Origin of the sequence: Dyella sp. SG562 (genome assembly GCF_011759495.1) — a bacterium.
Lineage (GTDB): Bacteria > Pseudomonadota > Gammaproteobacteria > Xanthomonadales > Rhodanobacteraceae > Dyella_D > Dyella_D marensis.
Genome location: NZ_JAAOYS010000005.1, coordinates 142,996 through 160,225, shown reverse-complemented (window position 1 = coordinate 160,225; position 17,230 = coordinate 142,996). Strand labels below are relative to the sequence as shown.

15 protein-coding genes and 1 tRNA gene are annotated in these 17,230 nt (G+C 66.5%); 11 read left to right on the top strand and 5 right to left on the bottom strand.

The genetic code is table 11. The features are described 5' to 3' along the window. Positions 1 to 51: 51 nt before the first annotated feature. Complete coding sequence (locus FHW84_RS11720; RefSeq protein ID WP_167255648.1) at positions 52 to 219, bottom strand: hypothetical protein; 168 nt, start codon at positions 217 to 219, stop codon at positions 52 to 54. A gap of 79 nt (positions 220 to 298) precedes the next feature. Here FHW84_RS11720 and FHW84_RS11715 point away from each other — a divergent pair, with 79 nt between their 5' ends. From FHW84_RS11715 to FHW84_RS11705, 3 genes are all read left to right on the top strand, one after another. Continuing rightward, positions 299 to 751, top strand: coding sequence for a DUF3574 domain-containing protein (locus FHW84_RS11715; protein ID WP_167255646.1), 453 nt, complete (start codon positions 299 to 301; stop codon positions 749 to 751). Between the two features lie 21 nt (positions 752 to 772). Beyond that, on the top strand, positions 773 to 2,359 hold the full coding sequence (locus tag FHW84_RS11710) for a hypothetical protein (RefSeq protein ID WP_167255644.1): 1,587 nt from the start codon (positions 773 to 775) through the stop codon (positions 2,357 to 2,359). Positions 2,360 to 2,613: 254 nt separating this feature from the next. Beyond that, positions 2,614 to 3,171, top strand: a complete 558-nt coding sequence (locus tag FHW84_RS11705) for a GNAT family N-acetyltransferase (RefSeq protein WP_167255642.1) — start codon at positions 2,614 to 2,616, stop codon at positions 3,169 to 3,171. A gap of 52 nt (positions 3,172 to 3,223) precedes the next feature. Here FHW84_RS11705 and FHW84_RS11700 read toward each other — a convergent pair whose 3' ends face one another. Then, a complete protein-coding gene (locus tag FHW84_RS11700; RefSeq protein ID WP_208399753.1) occupies positions 3,224 to 4,561 on the bottom strand; it encodes an MFS transporter in 1,338 nt (445 codons plus the stop codon). A 128-nt stretch (positions 4,562 to 4,689) separates the two neighbouring features. Between FHW84_RS11700 and cyoA the strand changes: the two genes are divergently transcribed. From cyoA to FHW84_RS11665, 7 genes are all read left to right on the top strand, one after another. Next, positions 4,690 to 5,670 (top strand): ubiquinol oxidase subunit II, encoded by a 981-nt coding sequence (gene cyoA, locus FHW84_RS11695; protein ID WP_243868078.1) that lies wholly within the window; start codon positions 4,690 to 4,692, stop codon positions 5,668 to 5,670. Positions 5,671 to 5,751: 81 nt separating this feature from the next. Next, on the top strand, positions 5,752 to 7,725 hold the full coding sequence (gene cyoB / locus FHW84_RS11690; RefSeq protein ID WP_343203600.1) for a cytochrome o ubiquinol oxidase subunit I: 1,974 nt from the start codon (positions 5,752 to 5,754) through the stop codon (positions 7,723 to 7,725). Next, positions 7,718 to 8,353 carry a cytochrome o ubiquinol oxidase subunit III gene (cyoC, locus tag FHW84_RS11685; protein WP_167255636.1) on the top strand — a complete coding sequence of 212 codons (636 nt, stop codon included), beginning with the start codon at positions 7,718 to 7,720 and terminating at the stop codon, positions 8,351 to 8,353. Before cyoB ends, cyoC begins: the two co-directional genes overlap by 8 nt. Beyond that, entirely contained in the window at positions 8,350 to 8,760 is a 411-nt protein-coding gene (gene cyoD, locus FHW84_RS23260) for a cytochrome o ubiquinol oxidase subunit IV (RefSeq protein WP_167255634.1), read from the top strand. The genes cyoC and cyoD overlap by 4 nt, the downstream gene beginning before the upstream one ends. A 22-nt stretch (positions 8,761 to 8,782) precedes the next feature. Next, entirely contained in the window at positions 8,783 to 9,550 is a 768-nt protein-coding gene (locus FHW84_RS11675; protein WP_167255632.1) for an SURF1 family protein, read from the top strand. A 76-nt stretch (positions 9,551 to 9,626) separates the two neighbouring features. Further along, positions 9,627 to 9,701, top strand: a tRNA-Val gene (locus FHW84_RS11670). Positions 9,702 to 9,806: 105 nt separating this feature from the next. Beyond that, positions 9,807 to 10,136 carry a lipid-A-disaccharide synthase N-terminal domain-containing protein gene (locus FHW84_RS11665; RefSeq protein WP_167255630.1) on the top strand — a complete coding sequence of 110 codons (330 nt, stop codon included), beginning with the start codon at positions 9,807 to 9,809 and terminating at the stop codon, positions 10,134 to 10,136. Positions 10,137 to 11,140: 1,004 nt separating this feature from the next. Here the strand turns inward: FHW84_RS11665 and metH are convergent. Genes metH through FHW84_RS11655 form a run of 3 tightly spaced genes read right to left on the bottom strand, consistent with a single transcriptional unit; the run spans position 11,141 to position 15,858 of the window. After that, the gene (gene metH, locus FHW84_RS11660) at positions 11,141 to 13,828 is read right to left on the bottom strand and encodes a methionine synthase (protein WP_208399752.1); all 2,688 of its coding nucleotides are present in this window, start codon (positions 13,826 to 13,828) and stop codon (positions 11,141 to 11,143) included. A 4-nt stretch (positions 13,829 to 13,832) separates the two neighbouring features. Continuing rightward, positions 13,833 to 14,918 carry a homocysteine S-methyltransferase family protein gene (locus tag FHW84_RS23090; protein ID WP_168647689.1) on the bottom strand — a complete coding sequence of 362 codons (1,086 nt, stop codon included), beginning with the start codon at positions 14,916 to 14,918 and terminating at the stop codon, positions 13,833 to 13,835. Positions 14,919 to 14,931: 13 nt separating this feature from the next. Further along, positions 14,932 to 15,858, bottom strand: a complete 927-nt coding sequence (locus FHW84_RS11655) for a metalloregulator ArsR/SmtB family transcription factor (RefSeq protein ID WP_167255628.1) — start codon at positions 15,856 to 15,858, stop codon at positions 14,932 to 14,934. A gap of 203 nt (positions 15,859 to 16,061) precedes the next feature. On the opposite strand from FHW84_RS11655, the gene FHW84_RS11650 reads away from it, so the two are divergent. Further along, a complete protein-coding gene (locus FHW84_RS11650; RefSeq protein WP_167255626.1) occupies positions 16,062 to 17,222 on the top strand; it encodes an acyl-CoA dehydrogenase family protein in 1,161 nt (386 codons plus the stop codon). Positions 17,223 to 17,230 lie beyond the last annotated feature (8 nt).

Below are 17,230 nucleotides of genomic sequence, written 5' to 3'. Positions count from 1 at the left end.
GCGCGCCGCATGGGGATGCGGCGTCGAAGGTCTTGTCTGGAAGGCGCTGGATCAGCGCGTCGCGAAAAAAATCAGCGACAGCAACATCGCCGCATTCGGGCGGTACGCGGCAAGCGGCGTTGTCCGGCGGTCGTGATGGTCACGGCGAGGTTCGCGAAGATAGGGAAGGGCGCGGTGCTCCCGCGCCGTCCGGCATTTGTTGCATTGCGCAAGGTTCATGTCAATACTTCGTCACGAAACTTTCCGGGCGTACGACGGTTTATCCGTCTGGACGTCCAAACGACGACAGGGAATCCCTATGCAATTTCAGCGTGCGCTGGCGGCGGTGCTGGCTTTTGGCCTGGTGGCGGGTTGCGCCACGCAACCGCAGGCCACGGCCGGTGCGACCCTGCAGGGCGACCATGCGCATCCGGCTGCGACTCAGGGCTGGGTGGAGACGCGGCTGTATTTCGGCCTGGGGCTGGCGGACCAGCCGGGCAACGGCGTGAGCGAGCAGGCCTGGCGCGAGTTCCTCGATCGCGAAGTGACGCCGCGCTTTCCCGACGGGCTGAGCGTGATCGACGTCTACGGCCAGTGGCAGGGCAAGCAGCAGAGCACGCCCGAGCGGCTGCGCTCCAAGCAGCTGGTGATCGATTATCCGGACACGGCCGAGAACCGCGCCAAGGTCGAGGCGATCCGCGCGGCGTGGAAGCAGCGCACGGGCGATCAGTCGGTGCTGCGGGTGACGCAGCCGGCGGATGTGTCGTTCTAATCAGCGCATCAGGACATCACTTTGAACAACACCGCGACACGCCGCTGGCTGACGCCCGGCGACCTCAATGGTTTCCTCGGCCTGGTGGTGGACAACCTGTCCATCATGGCCTTCCTCGCCACCGCGTTGATCGGCATCTTCGGGTTCCCCGCCGACATCGTGTTCCTGCGCATGTTTCCCGGCACCGCGCTGGGCGTGCTGCTGGGCAATCTCGCCTATACCGCCATGGCGCGCCGGCTGGCCGCGCGGGTGGGCCGCGACGACGTGACCGCGATGCCGCTGGGCCTGGACGCGCCGACCAGCATCGGCATGGCCCTGCTGGTGCTCGGCCCGGCCTTCGTGCATTTCAAGCAGGGCGGCATGGACGAAGCGGCTGCCGCGCAGGCCACCTGGGAACTGGGCATGGCCTCGCTGGTGGTGATGGGCGTGCTGAAGTTCGTGCTGTCGTTCTTCGGCGGCGCAGTGCAGCGGCATGTGCCGCGCGCGGGGCTGCTCGGCTCGATCGCCGGCATCGCCCTGGTGCTGATGGGCTTCCTGCCGCTGGTGGAAATCATGAAAGTGCCGCTGGTCGGTTTCGCCGGCCTTGGCGTGGTGCTGTACGCGCTGGTGGCGAAAGGGCGGTTGCCGTTCGGCGTGCCGGGCGTGCTGGCGGCGGTGGCGATCGGCGCGGCGCTGTACTACGTGCTGGGGCCGCTGGGCTGGCTGGGCAGCGGCTATCACGCGCCGGCCGGATGGACCTGGCGCTTCGCGCTGCCGCTGCCGACGCTGAAGTGGCTGGACGGCATCGCCTACACCGTGCCGTACCTGCCGCTGATCCTGCCGTTCGGCCTGCTGATGGTGGTGGGCGGCATCAACGTCACCGAAAGCGCGCGCGCGGCCGGCGACGAATACCGCACCCGCGACATCCTGCTGGTGGAAGCGCTGGCCACCCTGGTCGCCGGTTTCTGCGGCGGCGTGGCGCAGACCACGCCGTACATCGGCCAGCCTTCGTACAAGGCGATGGGCGCGCGCAGCGGCTATACGCTGCTGACCGGCATCGTGATCGGGCTGGGCGGCGTGTTCGGCTATCTGTCCAACCTGGTGGAGCTGGTGCCGCTGTCGGTGCTGGCGCCGATCCTGGTGTTCGTGGCGATCGGCATCACCGTGCAGGCGTTCGAAGCCACGCCGATGCGCTATGCGGCCGCGGTGGTGTTCAGTTTCTTTCCGGCGATCGCGCGGATGGTGACGATCAAGCTGAGCGACCCGACTTACGTCTCGCCGCAGCATTTCGGCGAACTGTTCAGCCAGCAGGGGCACGGCATCGCGGAGCTGGCGGTGATCACCATCCTGGGCAACGGCTTCATCATCACCTCGATGGTGTGGGCCAGCTTCGTGGTGGCGATGATCGACGGCAAGAGCGGGCGCGCGGCGCTGATCCTGCTGCTCGGCGCCGGCCTGGCCTTGTTCGGCTTGATCCATTCGGTGGATCCGGCGGGCGGCGTGTATCTGCCCTGGCTGCTCGATGCCGGCGCGCGCGCGCTGGTGTGGCAGTTCGCCGGGGCTTATGCGGTGCTGGCGGCGGTACTGCTGCTGCTCAGCCTGCAGCGTTCGAAGCCATCGGCCATATGACATAGACCGCATGGCCGAAGTCCGCCACCGGAGACCCGTCAACGGCGGGTCTTTTTTTGCGTTCTGCATCACACGCGCGCGAGACGCAAGGAACCCAGGTCCGCACGGCGCAACTCATTGCGTCCGGAAATCGCTAGCCTAGGCACCGGAACGCATCTCTGCGGGCGTATCCTGGCAGGGACTGCCGCGCCGCAAGGCGAAGGGGACGGGATACCCGGCGGTCCGGTCAGAACGTTTTGCTCAAGGGGACATCGATGCTGCTCAATAACGCCGGACTGGTGGTGGACGACCGTGTCGTGCTGGCACCCGGTGAGCCTTGGGATATTTTCTTCTTCGTCGGCGAAATCGTCGAAGGCGCGCGCCAGGGGCATTTCGCCGGTGCCTATGCATCGATGCCCTATGTGATGCGCAAGCACGGGCTGGACTGCGCCAGGGCCATCCTGGCCAGGCGCCTGCCTTGGCGCCGCGGCAAGGCAGGCATCCGCTTCGTGGTCGCGCGCAAGGCGGGGCAGGTCCTGGGCGCGATGCTGCTGAAGGACGTGAGCCTCGACGACGGCGCACCCGCCGTGCTGCTCGAATACCTGGTAGTGGCGGAATCCGCGCGCCGTGCCGGCATCGGCCGCCTGCTGGTGGACTATGCGCTGCGCCGCGCGCCGGCCGGCGGCGTGGAATGCTTCTGCACCGACTTCTCGCGCGGCATGCAGCGCCTGCTCAAGCGGCAGGGTTTCGTGCGCACGCATCGCGCCAAGGAGATCCAGGTGAACCAGGACAGCCGGGTCGCGCTGCCGGCGCGGTTCCTCTGGAAACCCTGAAATAAAAAAGCCCGGCGCTGCCGGGCCTTTTTTATGGCATGCACGCCGATGCTCAGTCGCGCGCTTCGAGCGCCCGGTTCAGGCGCAGTGCGCCCAGCGTGCAGATCGCGCCGGACAGCAGGTACACCGTGACCGCGCCCAGGCCGAACTTGCTGGACAGGCCCAGCGCCACCAGCGGCGCGAAGGCGGCGCCGATCAGCCAGGCCACGTCGGCGGTGAGGGCCGCGCCGGTGTAGCGGAAGCGGATCGGGAAGTTCGAGGTCACCGTGCCGGCGGACTGGCCGTAGGACAGGCCGAGCAGGGCGAAGCCGATCAGGATGAAGGCGTCCTGCGCGGCGCGGCTGCCGCCGAGCAGCCAGGGCGCGAAGAAGCTGAACAGGCCGATCAGCGCGGCCAGCGTGCCCAGGGTGGTGCGGCGGCCGATGCGGTCGGCCACGAAGCCCGAGGCGATGGTGCCCAGGATGCCGACACCGGCGCCGACCACCTGGATCAGCAGCACCTGGTTGACCGACTGGGTCGAGCCCAGGCTGATCCACGACAGCGGGAACACCGTGACCAGATGGAACAGCGCATAGCTGGCCAGCGCGGCGAACGCGCCCAGGAAGATGTTGTAGTCCTGCTTGCGCAGCATCTCGAAGATGCCGATCGGTTCCAGCGCGCTTTCTTCCAGCGCCTGGGTGTACTCCTCGGTCACCACCAGGCGCAGGCGCGCGAACAGCGCCACCACGTTGATGGCGAAGGCCACGAAGAACGGATAGCGCCAGCCCCAGCTGAGGAAGTCTTCGCTGGACAGCTGGCTGTGCAGGAACAGGAACAGCCCGCTGGCCAGCATGAAGCCGATCGGCGCGCCGAGCTGGCCGAGCATGGCGTACCAGCCGCGGCGGCCCTTCGGCGTGTTCAGCGCCAGCAGCGAGGGCAGGCCGTCCCAGGAGCCGCCGAAGGCGATGCCCTGCAGCAGGCGGAAGAAGGCGAGCAGGGCGATCGCGCGCCAGCCCAGCGTGTCGAAGCCGGGCAGGAAGGCCATGCCCACGGTGGCGCTGCCCAGCAGGAACAGCGCGGCGGTGAGCTTGGTGCCGCGGCTCCAGCGGCGCTGGATGGTCATGAACAGGGCGGTGCCGAACGGGCGCGCCACGAAGGCCAGGGCGAACACCACGAAGGACAGCAGCAGGCCGTGCAGGCGGTCGCGGAACGGGAAGAACACCGACGGGAACACCAGCACCGAGGCGATGCCGAACACGAAGAAGTCGAAGTACTCGGAAGCGCGCCCGATCACCACGCCGACGGCGATCTCGCCGGGGGCGACCTGGGAGTGGCCGGGGGCGGGCCTGTCCTGGAGCGCGTCCTGGCGGGCCGTGTCCGGGGATCCGTGTTGGTCAAAAGTGCTCGACATGGCCATGCTTGAACTTGAGAACTGGGGTGGTTCGCGTAAGGATCGCACCGGCGGCGTTTAATCGCCATGAGACAAAGTGTCCTATTCCGCGGCGCAGCACGCGTAGGTTAACTTCCGGGTCTCTCCCCATGCTTCTGCTCCCCTTCCGGCCCATGTCCTCCAAGGCTCTCCGCGGACTGCTGCTCCCCGCCGTCCTGTTGCTGTCGGGCTGCCAGACCGTGCTCATGTCGCCGTCCGGCGACATGGCCGTCCAGCAGCGCGACATCATCCTGATCTCGCTGGTGCTGATGCTGCTCATCGTCGTACCGGTGATCGGCCTCACGCTGTTCTTCGCCTGGCGCTACCGCGCGTCCAACCAGAAAGCCACCTACAAGCCGGACTGGGACCACTCCACCGTGCTGGAGCTGCTGATCTGGTCGGCCCCGCTGCTGATCATCATCGCGCTGGGCGCGCTGACCTGGGTGAGCACGCACAAGCTCGATCCGTTCCGGCCGCTGGAGCGCATCGCCGCCGGCCGCGAAATTCCGGCCGGTGCCAAGCCGCTGGAAGTGGACGTGGTGGCGCTGGACTGGAAGTGGCTGTTCATTTATCCGGAGCAGGGCATCGCCACGGTGAACGAGCTGGCCGCGCCGGTCGACCGCCCGATCCAGTTCAAGATCACCGCCTCGACCGTGATGAACTCGTTCTTCATCCCCTCGCTGGCCGGCCAGATCTACGCCATGCCGGGCATGGAGACCAAGCTGCATGCGGTGATCAACAAGCCGGGCAGCTACGAGGGCATTTCGGCGAACTACAGCGGCGCCGGTTTCTCGGGCATGCACTTCAAGTTCCTGGGGCTCAGCGAAGGCGAGTTCGAGCAATGGGTGGCCAAGGCGAAGGATGGCGGCGCGCTCACCCGCGAAAGCTATCTGCAGCTGGAAAAGCCCAGCGAGAACGAACCCGTGCGCCGCTACGCCACGGTCGCGCCCGACCTGTATCCGGCCATCGTCAATCTGTGCGTCGCACCGGGTACGCCGTGCATGCACGAGACCATGGCAAAAGATGCGGCCCGCGCCGGCAAGCCGGCCGGCGAGCACGACATGCCGCACATGGAACACATGGAGCACTGATCGTGCGCCGTCCCGTCCGCCTTACGCATTGCGCCTTCCCGGGTGTCCAAGATGTCTGACCATCCCGATCTGACCAAACTGATCTTCGGCCGTCTCAGCTGGGACGCCATTCCGTTCCACGAGCCGATCCTGCTGGCCACCTTCGCCGCCGTGCTGGTCGGCGGCCTGGCGCTGCTCGCGGTGATCACCAAATACCGCCTGTGGGGTTATCTCTGGCGCGAATGGTTCACCAGCATCGATCACAAGAAGATCGGCATCATGTACATGGTGCTAGGCCTGGTGATGCTGCTGCGCGGCTTCGCCGACGCCATCATGATGCGCCTGCAGCAGGCGATCTCCTTCGGCGACAACCTCGGCTACCTGCCGCCGCATCACTACGACCAGGTCTTCACCGCCCACGGCGTGATCATGATCTTCTTCGTGGCGATGCCGATCGTCACCGGCCTGATGAACTACGTGGTGCCGCTGCAGATCGGCGCGCGCGACGTGGCCTTCCCCTTCCTCAACAACTTCAGCTTCTGGATGACCACCGCCGGCGCCGTGCTGGTGATGGCCTCGCTGTTCGTGGGCGAGTTCGCGCGCACCGGCTGGCTGGCCTATCCGCCGCTGTCGGGCATCCTGGCCAGTCCGGATGTGGGCGTGGACTACTACATATGGTCCCTGCAGATAGCCGGTGTCGGCACCTTGCTGTCGGGCGTGAACCTGCTGGTGACCATCATCAAGATGCGCGCGCCGGGCATGAAGCTGATGCAGATGCCGGTGTTCACCTGGACCGCGCTGTGCACCAACGTGCTGATCATCGCCGCCTTCCCGGTGCTGACCGCGGTGCTGGCGCTGCTGTCGATGGACCGTTACCTCGGCACCCACATGTTCACCAACGAGCTTGGCGGCAACGCCATGATGTACGTGAACCTGATCTGGATCTGGGGCCATCCGGAGGTCTACATCCTGATCCTGCCGATGTTCGGCGTGTTCTCCGAGGTGGTCTCCACCTTCGCCCGCAAGCGCCTGTTCGGCTACACCTCGATGGTGTACGCCACCATCGTGATCACGGTGCTGGCCTACCTGGTGTGGCTGCACCACTTCTTCACCATGGGCTCGGGCGCGAGCGTGAACTCGTTCTTCGGCATCACCACGATGATCATCTCGATCCCCACGGGCGCGAAGATCTTCAACTGGCTGTTCACCATGTACCGCGGCCGCATCCACTTCGAGCTGCCGATGATGTGGACGGTGGCCTTCATGGTCACCTTCGTGATCGGCGGCATGACCGGCGTGCTGCTGGCGGTGCCGCCGGCGGACTTCTCGCTGCACAACAGCCTGTTCCTGATCGCGCACTTCCATAACGTGATCATCGGCGGCGTGCTGTTCGGCGCGTTCGCGGCGATCAATTTCTGGTTCCCCAAGGCCTTCGGCTTCAAGCTCGACGTGTTCTGGGGCAAGTGCTCGTTCTGGCTGTGGGTGGTGGGTTTCTACTTCGCCTTCATGCCGCTGTACGTGCTGGGCCTGATGGGCGTGACCCGCCGCATCAGCCACTTCGAGGATCCCTCGCTGCAGATCTGGTTCCAGATCGCCGCCTTCGGCGCGGTGCTGATCGCGCTGGGCATCGGCGCCATGCTGATCCAGTTCGTAGTGAGCTTCCTGCGCCGCGACAAGCTGCGCGACGTCACCGGCGACCCCTGGAACGGCCGCACGCTGGAGTGGTCCACCTCCTCGCCGCCGCCGGCCTACAACTTCGCCTTCACCCCGGTAGTGCACGACGGCGACGCCTGGTGGCAGATGAAGCAGCTGGGCTGGCAGCGTCCGCTGTCGGGGTTCATCGACATCCACATGCCGAAGAACACCGGCGCCGGCATCATCCTGGCCGGCATCAGCACGGTGCTGGGCTTCGCCATGATCTGGCAGATGTGGCTGGTCGCCGCGCTGGCCTTCGTGTCCCTGCTGGCCGTGGCGATCGGGCATACCTTCAACTACAACCGCGAGTACTACATCCAGGCCGCCGACGTGGCCCGGGTGGAAGCGGCGCGCACCGAGGCGCTGGCCAGCCATGTCTGACGCGAAGTCCTACGACACCTACAACACGGCCGCCGCGCCGCTGCGGTTCCACCAGGAAACCGAGCATCACCCGGAGAACGGCACGCTGCTGGGCTTCTGGCTGTACCTGATGAGCGACTGCCTCATCTTCGCCTGCCTGTTCGCGGTGTACGGCGTGCTGGGCCGCAGCTATGCCGGCGGTCCCACCGGCGCGGAAGTGTTCGAGCTGCCGCTGGTGGCGCTCAATACCTCGCTGCTGCTGCTGTCGTCGATCACCTATGGCTTCGCCATGCTGGAGATGCAGCGCAAGCGGGTGAATCCCACCCTGGTGTGGCTGGCCGTCACCGGCCTGCTCGGCGCCGGCTTCATCGGCATCGAGCTGTACGAGTTCGGGCACTTGATCGCCGAGGGCAACGGTCCGCAGCGCAGCGCCTTCCTGTCCTCGTTCTTCACCCTGGTCGGCACGCACGGCCTGCATGTGAGCTGCGGCATCATCTGGCTGATCACGCTGATGGTGCAGGTCAAGCGCAAGGGCCTGATCGGGCCGAACAAGCGCCGCCTGTGGTGCCTGTCGATGTTCTGGCACTTCCTGGACGTGGTGTGGATCGGCGTCTTCAGCTTTGTCTATCTGATGGGAGTGCTGCCGTGAGCGCGCATACCGACGTCCATGCCGGACATGGCCACGATGAGCATGGCCATGGCGAGCATCACGAGCACGACGACGGCATCGGCCACGTCTCGCTGAAGGGCTACATGATCGGCTTCGTGCTGGCGGTGCTGCTGACCGCGGTGCCGTTCGCGCTGGTGATGAGCGGCGGCCTGAAGGATCCCAGCGCCACGGCGTTCGTGATCCTGGGCTTCGCCGCCGTGCAGATCGTGGTGCACATGGTGTACTTCCTGCACATGAACGCGAAGTCGGAGGGCGGCTGGAACATGCTGGCCCTGATCTTTACCGCGGTGCTGGTGCTGATCACGTTGAGCGGTTCGATCTGGGTGATGTATCACCTGAATCACAACATGATGCCGGCCCTGATGGATCCGCGGAACCTGCCGTGATCCCCGTCGCGGCGGCGCTGCCATGGCCAGGCTAGGCGCCGCCGATGCGTCCGAGCGCGGCCCGCGCGGGCCGCTCGCCTTGTCGCTGCTGGCGCTGTGCGCGCTGGCGGCGTTTGCCGGCTTCGTCGCCCTGGGCACCTGGCAGGTGCAGCGCCTGGCCTGGAAGCGCGAGCTGATCGCCCGCGTGGAGCAGCGCGTGCATGCGCCGGCCGTCGCCGCGCCCACGCCGTCCGAATGGCCCGCCGTCACGGCGGCCAGCCACGAATACCGCCACGTGCGCCTTGCCGGCGTGTTCCTCTACGAGCAGCAGGTGCTGGTCGCGGCCAGCACCGCGCTGGGCAGCGGCTATTGGGTGATGACGCCGCTGCGCCAGGACGACGGTTCCATCGTGCTGGTCAACCGCGGCTTCGTGCCGGCCGAGGCCTGCGGCCGCGACGGACGTTGCGCGCCCGGCCCCGCGGGCGAGGCGACGGTCACCGGCCTGCTGCGCACGCCCGAGACGAAAGTGTTCCTGCGCCATAACGACCCCGCGCATGCACGCTGGTATGCGCGCGACGTGCAGGCCATCGCCAGGGCGAGAGGGCTGGGTGCGGTGGCGCCGTTCTTCGTCGACGCGGATGCCGACCCGGCGCAGGCCGACGCCTGGCCGCGCGGCGGACTCACCGTGACCAGCTTTCCCAACAATCACCTGAGCTACCTGATCACCTGGTACGTGCTGGGCCTGATGGTGCTGGCGGCGGCGGTCTATGTGGGGCGCCACGAATACCGGCTGCGGCGGCGGGCCGGGTAGGGCAGGCGGGCTCAGAATCTTCGGTCATGGGCATTGACCTGCTGGTGAAGTCCCCGTATAGTTTCGCGCTTCCGGCGGGCGGTTAGCTCAGCGGTAGAGCACTGCCTTCACACGGCAGGTGTCACAAGTTCGATCCTTGTACCGCCCACCATCCCGATCGAAACACGAAGGCCACCCCCGCGGTGGCCTTCGCGTTTTCGCGGCGCCACCGCGCCCGCGCCTACAATGCCCCGGCTGACCCGTACGGATGACCGCCATGCACGAAGCTCTCGCCAACCTGCACCTGATTACGCTGACGCCGTGGAAAGTCATCGGCCTGCTCGGCACGCTGCTGTTCACCGCGCGCTGGTTCGTGCAGTTCTATGCCACCAAGAAGCAGAAGAAAGTGGTGGTGCCGATGTCGTTCTGGTACCTGTCGGTGGCTGGCAGTGTGTTGACGCTGGCCTATTTCATCTGGGGCAAGAATGATTCGGTCGGCATCATCCAGACGGCGTTTCCGATGCTGGTGTCGATTTACAATGTGTTTGCGCATTTGCGGCAGCACAGGCCGGAGACGGTGCGGCCCGGGGGGCCGGAGGAGACCTGAGCGTCGTCCCGCTCATGCACGTCATTCCGGCGTAGGCCGGGATCCAGTTTCTGTATCGCTTGGTTTTCGCGGTATCGCGATTGGGCCGCTTATGCAGCGGGCATTCCGGACGCCTGCCGGCGCCCGGGTCACTTTCTCTTTGCTGGCTCAAAGAGAAAGTAACCAAAGAGAAATAGCCTTAGAGCAAAGGCTCGCGACGCGACTAGAAGGAGCAGTGGACGGCCGCGGTAACCTGATTAACCTGGGTCTACACGAAACGGCAGTGCGTTTACGTAACGCGTGCTTCAACGTGCCATTGCCGAGAGGATGTTCAAGGACTGAGGCCAGCTTTGGCTCTTCGCTCTTATATGCGCCGCCGCCAACGTAGGTTGGGGTGAGCCGCAGGCGAACCCCAACGTGGCGAGGCGCGTGAAGGTGCGGATGTTGGGGTTCGCCTGCGGCTCACCCCAACCTACGTCACGGCAAGATTTAGCGTTGCGCTCCGCCTGGCCCCTCACCCTGCCCTCTCCCCGGAGGGGAGAGGGGTGATGTCGTGAGGTAGGCAGGAACGAAGAGCAGAAGCTGGCCTCGGTTCTTGAACATCCTCTCGGCCACGGCACGTTGAAGCATGCGTTACGTAAACGCACCGTGGTTTCGTATAGACCCAGGTTAATCAAGTTACCGCAGCCGCCCACTGCTCCTTCTAGTCGCGTCGCGAGCCTTGGCTCTCAGGCCATTTCTTTTGGGTTACTTTTTCTTTGGGCCAGCAAAGAAAAAGTGACTCGGGCGCCGGCAGGCGTCCGAAATGCCCGCTGCATAAGCGGCCCAATCGCGGTAACGCGAAAACCAAGCGATACAGAAACTGGATTCCGGCCTACGCCGGAATGACGAGCAACGAGCAGGCGTCCGAAATGCCCGCTGCATAAGCGGCCCATTCGCGATAACGCGAAAACCAAGCGATACAGTTACTGGATCCCGGCCTACGCCGGGATGACCGAGCAAAAAGGGGCGCCAGCCCCTCACCCTCAATCCGGATCGTAATCCAAATTCGGCGCCAGCCACCTCTCCGCCTCCTCGCGAGTCCACCCCTTGCGCTTCGCGTAATCCTCGACCTGCTCGCGGGTCAACCGTCCCACCACGAAATACTGGCTGTCCGGATGCGAGAAGTACCAGCCGGACACCGCCGCCGTCGGATACATCGCGTAGCCCTCGGTCAGCTCGATGCCGGTGTTGGCGGTCACGTCCAGCAGCTTGAACAGCGTGCTTTTCTCGGTGTGGTCGGGGCAGGCCGGATAGCCGGGGGCGGGGCGGATGCCGCGGTATTTTTCGTCGATCAGCGCTTCGTTATCCAGCGCCTCGTCCGGCGCATAGCCCCAGAACTCGCGGCGCACCCGCTCGTGCATGCGTTCGGCGAAAGCCTCGGCCAGGCGGTCGGCCAGCGCCTTGAGCAGGATCGACGAGTAGTCGTCGTGGTCCGCTTCGAAGCGGGCGATATGTGCCTCGATGCCGATGCCCGCGGTGACCGCGAAGCCGCCGACCCAGTCGCGCTTGCCGGCTTCCTTCGGCGCGATGAAGTCGCCCAGGCAGAGATCCGGACGGTCCGCCGGCTTGTCCGCCTGCTGGCGCAGGTGGCGCAGCATGGCGAGCCTGCGGCCGTCTTCGGCGTAGACCTCGGTGTCGTCGCCGACCTGCGCCGCGGGCCAGAAGCCGATTACCGCGCGCGCGGTCAGCCAGCGCTCGGCGACGATGCGGTCGAGCATCGCCTGCGCGTCGCGGAACAGTTCGCTGGCCTGGGTGCCGACGACGTCGTCGGTGAGGATGGCCGGATAGCGGCCGGCCAGTTCCCAAGCCTGGAAGAACGGCGTCCAGTCGATGTAGCTGCGCAGTTCCGCCAGGTCGTAGTCGTCGAACACGGTGACGCCCGGCTGGCGCGGCTGCGGCGGCTCGTACGCGGCCCAGTCGCAGCTGTAGCGCTGCGCGCGGGCCTTCTCCAGCGGCACCAGGCTCTTGCCGGGGCCGCGGTTGCGGTGGCGTTCGCGCACTTCCTCGTAGTCGGCGCGCACCTTGGCCATGAAGGCGTCGACCAGGTCCTTGCTGACCAGCGACTGCGCCACGCCGACGGCGCGCGAGGCGTCCTTCACCCATACGGTGGGCGCCTTGTAATGCGGGTCGATCTTCAGCGCCGTATGCGCGCGCGAGGTGGTGGCGCCGCCGATCAGCAGGGGAATGCTGAATTCCTGCCGCTGCATTTCGCGCGCGACGTGGCTCATTTCCTCCAGCGAGGGCGTGATCAGGCCGGACAGGCCGATCAGGTCGGCCTTGTGCTCGCGCGCGGTGTCCAGGATCTTCTGCGCCGGCACCATCACGCCCAGGTCGATCACCTCGAAGTTGTTGCAGCGGAGCACCACGCCGACGATGTTCTTGCCGATGTCGTGCACGTCGCCCTTCACGGTAGCCATCACGATGGTGCCGTTGTTCTTGCCGACGTCGCCGGTGCGGGCCTTTTCTTCCTCGATATACGGCAGCAGGTAGGCCACTGCCTTCTTCATCACGCGGGCGGACTTGACCACCTGGGGCAGGAACATCTTGCCGGCGCCGAACAGGTCGCCGACCACGTTCATGCCGTCCATCAGCGGGCCTTCGATCACGTCCAGCGGGCGCGCGGCGAGCTGGCGCGCCTCTTCGGTGTCGGCCTCGACGAAGGCGTCGATGCCGTGCACCAGGGCGTGGCTGAGGCGCTCGCGCACGGGCTTCTCGCGCCAGGCCAGGTTCTCGACCACCACCTCGCCTTTCTTCGCCTTGTAGTTGTCGGCGATCTCCAGCAGGCGCTCGGTGGCGTCGGCGCGGCGGTTCAGCACCACGTCCTCGACGCGCTCGCGCAGCTCGGCCGGCACCTCGTCGTAGATCATCAGCGCGCCGGCGTTGACGATGCCCATGTCCATGCCGGCCTTGATGGCGTGGTACAGGAACACCGAATGGATCGCCTCGCGCACGGTGTTGTTGCCGCGGAACGAGAACGACACGTTGGAGACGCCGCCGGAAATATGGCTGAGCGGGAAGCGCCGCTTCAGCTCGCGGGTGGCTTCGATAAAGTCCACCGCGTAGTTGTTGTGTTCCTCGATGCCGGTGGCGATGGCGAAGATGTTCGGGTCGAACACGATGTCTTCGGGCGGGAAGTCGAGCTGTCCGGTGAGCAGCGCATAGGCGCGCGAACAGATCTCCACCTTGCGTTCGCAGGTATCGGCCTGGCCCTGTTCGTCGAAGGCCATCACCACCACGGCGGCGCCGTACTGCTGCACCTTGCGCGCGTGCTCGAGGAACAGCTCCTCGCCTTCCTTCATCGAGATGGAATTGACGATGCCCTTGCCCTGCAGGCAGCGCAGGCCGGCTTCGAGCACGCTCCATTTGGACGAGTCGACCATCACCGGCACGCGGGCGATGTCCGGTTCGGCGGCGATCAGGTTGAGGAAGCGCGTCATCGCCGCTTCCGAATCGATCAGGCCTTCGTCCATGTTGACGTCGATGATCTGCGCGCCGCTGGCCACCTGCTGGCGCGCCACCTCGACGGCTTCCTCGTAGCGGTCTTCCTTGATCAGCTTGCGGAACTGCGCGGAGCCGGTGACGTTGGTGCGTTCGCCGACGTTGACGAACAGCAGGTCGGGCGTGATGACCAGCGGTTCCAGGCCGGACAGGCGGGTATGGCGTGTGCTCATCGGATCAGGCGGCTTCGGCGGCGTCGATGGAAGGAAGGGCGCGCGGCGCGCAGTCGCGCACCGCTTCGGCGATCGCCTTGATATGCGCCGGCGTGGTGCCGCAACATCCGCCGACCAGGTTGAGCAGGCCGTCGCGGGCGAAGCCGCCGATCACCGCGGCCATCTGCTCGGGCGTTTCGTCGTATTCGCCGAACGCATTCGGCAGGCCGGCATTGGGATGGGTGCTGACGAAGCAGTCGGCGACCTGGGCCAGGGTCTGCACGTGCGGGCGCAGGTCGGCCGCGCCGAGCGCGCAGTTCAGGCCCACGGTGAGCGGGCGCGCATGCGCGACGGAGTAGTAGAACGCCTCGGCCGTCTGCCCCGAAAGCGTGCGGCCGGAGCGGTCGGTGATGGTGCCGGAGATCATCACCGGCAGGCGCGCGCCGCGTTCGCGGAACAGTTCGCTGATGGCGAACAGCGCGGCCTTGGCATTGAGCGTGTCGAAAATGGTCTCGACCATGATCAGGTCGGCGCCGCCGTCGATCAGGCCGGCCGCGGCCTCGGTGTAGTTGGCGGCCAGTTCCTCGAAGGTGACGTTGCGGAAGCCCGGGTCGTTGACGTCCGGCGACAGCGAGGCGGTGCGGCTGGTGGGGCCGAGCACGCCGATCACGAAGCGTGGCTGGTGCGGCGTCTTCGCGGTCCATGCATCGCAGGCGGCGCGGGCCAGGCGCGCGCCTTCGAGGTTCAGCTCGTGCGCCAGGTGTTCCAGCTGGTAGTCGGCCTGGCTGATCCGCGTGCTGTTGAAGGTATTGGTCTCGACCAGGTCGGCGCCGGCTTCGAGATAAGCCTCGTGCACGCCGCGGATGATCGCCGGCTGGGTCAGCGTGAGCAGGTCGTTGTTGCCCTTGAGGTCGCAGCCGGGATGGTCGTGATGCGCCTCGTGCGCATGGTCGCGGCCTTCGACGAAACGCTCGCCGCGGAAGCCTTCCTCGTCCAGGCGATGGCCCTGCAGCATGGTGCCCATGCCGCCGTCGAGGATCAGGATGCGTTGGCGCAGCGCGGCCTCGAGCAGGGCGACGCGGTCGGGGTGGAGCCAGGGCAGGGCGCTCATGCGGATGTTCTCCTTACGGCTTGCGGGCGAGCAGGCTGATCACCTCGAAATGAGGGGCCTTGCGCTCGCGGCTCAGGCGGGTACAGCTGATGTCTTCCAGGCCCGCGCCGCGCGCGAAGCCGGAGAGTTCGTCCTGAGAAAAACCCAGGTTGCGGTGGTCGAAGGGCTCCACCACGGCGCGGTGGTCGTGCCGGCCCAGGGTCACCGCCAGCAGGCGGCCGCCGGGGCGCAGCAGGCGCGAGGCCTCGGCCACGGCCTGCGCCGGGCGCTCGGCATAGGTGAGGGCGTGCAGCATCAGTACGAGGTCGAAGCGGCGTTCGCCCAGATCCAGCGCGTGCATGTCGCCCTGGCGCACTTCCACGTGGGCGAAGGGCTGCAGGCGCTGGGCGGCGGCTTCGACCACGCGGTCGCTGGAATCCACGCAGACGATCGAGCGCGCATGCGGCGCCAGCAGCTCGGCGGTGATGCCGTCGCCGGAGGCGATGTCCAGCACGTCGCCGGTCTCCAGCAGCTGCAGCAGGGAGCGGGCCAGGGTTTCCCAGGTGCGGCCGGGCGAGTAGTGGCGCTCCATGTCGCCGGCCACGGTGTCGGCCCAGCCGGCCTCGCCGGCGCGCTGAGCCAGCACGGTGGGCAGGCGGTCGGCGTCTTCGCGCAGCAGGGCGTCGTCGATGCTGTCGCGCAGCGAGCGGATCAGGTCGTGCTGGCGCTCGTCGCCTTCCATATTGGCGCGGTAATAGGCGGACACCCCGGCGCGGCGGTCGCGCACCAGCTCGGCCTCTTTCAGCTTGGCCAGGTGGGTGGACACGCGCGGCTGGGCCAGGCGCAGCACGGCGGCCAGCTCGGCGACGGTGAGTTCTTCGCGTTCGAGCAGGGCCAGCAGGCGCACCCGGGTGGGGTCGGCCAGCAGGCGCAGAACGCTGGAAGCGGTGGCGAGATCCATGCCGCATCCTTATATCGCGATGGAAAGATGCAAAAGGCTAGGGCGGGACCGGGAGGGCGTCAAGCGACAAATTCCAGGGCGGCCTCCACCCGGGCCGGCGGGCGGGGCGGCAGGCCTTCTGCTGCACCGCACAGGGGCCTTTTTCCCGCGCCGGCTAAAATAGCGGGCTAGCTTTTTTCCTTTGCCCTTCCCCGGAGTCCCCCATGGATTTCAGCTTTACCGAAGACCAGCTTTCGATTCAGTCCATCGCCCGCGATTTCGCCCAGAAGCGCATCGTGCCGGTCGCCGCCGAGCTGGACGCCAAGGGCGAGTTCCCGCTGGAGAACATCCGCGAGATGGGCCAGCTCGGCCTGATGGGCATCGAAGTGCCGCACGAGTACGGCGGCGCCGGCATGGACCCGGTCGCCTACGTGCTGGCGATGATCGAGATCGCCGCGGCCGACGCGGCCACCTCCACCGTGATGTCGGTGAACAATTCGCTGTTCTGCAACGGCATCCTCAAGCACGGCAACGAGGAACAGAAGCAGAAGTACGTGCGCGCCATCGCCCAGGGCGAGGCGATCGGCGCCTATGCGCTGACCGAGCCGCAGTCCGGCTCCGATGCCTCGGCCATGCACACGCGCGCGACGAAGAACGCCAATGGCGACTGGGTGATCAACGGCAAGAAGAGCTGGATCACCTCCGGCCCGGTGGCGCGCTACATCGTGCTGTTCGCCATCACCACGCCGGGCATCGGCGCCAAGGGCGTGTCGGCCTTCATCGTCGACACCCAGCTGCCGGGCTTCATGGCCGGCAAGACCGAGCCCAAGCTCGGCATCCGCGCTTCGGCCACCTGCGAGATCGAATTCAGCGACTACGTCTGCCCCAAGGAAAACCTGCTGGGCGAGGAGGGCAAGGGCTTTTCCATCGCCATGGGCGTGCTCGACGCCGGCCGCATCGGCATCGCCTCGCAGGCGGTGGGCATCGCCCGCGCCGCCTACGAGGCCACCCTGCAGTGGTCGCGCGACCGCAAGGCCTTCGGCCAGCCGATCGGCACGTTCCAGATGACCCAGGCCAAGATCGCCGACATGAAGTGCAAGCTCGACGCCGCCACCTTGCTGACCCTGCGCGCGGCCTGGACCAAGGGCCAGACCGAGAAGCACGGCGGCCGCTTCGGCACCGAGGCTTCGGTGGCCAAGCTGGTCGCTTCCGAGGCGGCCATGTGGATCGCCCACCAGGCCGTGCAGATCCATGGCGGCATGGGCTATTCGAAGGAAATGCCGCTGGAGCGCTATTTCCGCGACGCCAAGATCACCGAGATCTACGAAGGCACCAGCGAGATCCAGCGCCTGGTGATCGCGCGCGCCGAAACCGGTCTGCGCTGAGCCTTTCG

What these genes read in the sequence shown, in the direction of transcription:
- FHW84_RS11720 (WP_167255648.1), bottom strand. Translation starts at nt 219, where the DNA reads ATGAACCTTGCGCAATGCAACAAATGCCGGACGGCGCGGGAGCACCGC.
- FHW84_RS11715 (WP_167255646.1), top strand. Translation starts at nt 299, where the DNA reads ATGCAATTTCAGCGTGCGCTGGCGGCGGTGCTGGCTTTTGGCCTGGTG.
- FHW84_RS11705 (WP_167255642.1), top strand. Translation starts at nt 2,614, where the DNA reads ATGCTGCTCAATAACGCCGGACTGGTGGTGGACGACCGTGTCGTGCTG.
- FHW84_RS11700 (WP_208399753.1), bottom strand. Translation starts at nt 4,561, where the DNA reads ATGTCGAGCACTTTTGACCAACACGGATCCCCGGACACGGCCCGCCAG.
- cyoA (WP_243868078.1), top strand. Translation starts at nt 4,690, where the DNA reads ATGCTTCTGCTCCCCTTCCGGCCCATGTCCTCCAAGGCTCTCCGCGGA.
- cyoC (WP_167255636.1), top strand. Translation starts at nt 7,718, where the DNA reads ATGTCTGACGCGAAGTCCTACGACACCTACAACACGGCCGCCGCGCCG.
- FHW84_RS11675 (WP_167255632.1), top strand. Translation starts at nt 8,783, where the DNA reads ATGGCCAGGCTAGGCGCCGCCGATGCGTCCGAGCGCGGCCCGCGCGGG.
- FHW84_RS11665 (WP_167255630.1), top strand. Translation starts at nt 9,807, where the DNA reads ATGCACGAAGCTCTCGCCAACCTGCACCTGATTACGCTGACGCCGTGG.
- metH (WP_208399752.1), bottom strand. Translation starts at nt 13,828, where the DNA reads ATGAGCACACGCCATACCCGCCTGTCCGGCCTGGAACCGCTGGTCATC.
- FHW84_RS23090 (WP_168647689.1), bottom strand. Translation starts at nt 14,918, where the DNA reads ATGAGCGCCCTGCCCTGGCTCCACCCCGACCGCGTCGCCCTGCTCGAG.
- FHW84_RS11655 (WP_167255628.1), bottom strand. Translation starts at nt 15,858, where the DNA reads ATGGATCTCGCCACCGCTTCCAGCGTTCTGCGCCTGCTGGCCGACCCC.
- FHW84_RS11650 (WP_167255626.1), top strand. Translation starts at nt 16,062, where the DNA reads ATGGATTTCAGCTTTACCGAAGACCAGCTTTCGATTCAGTCCATCGCC.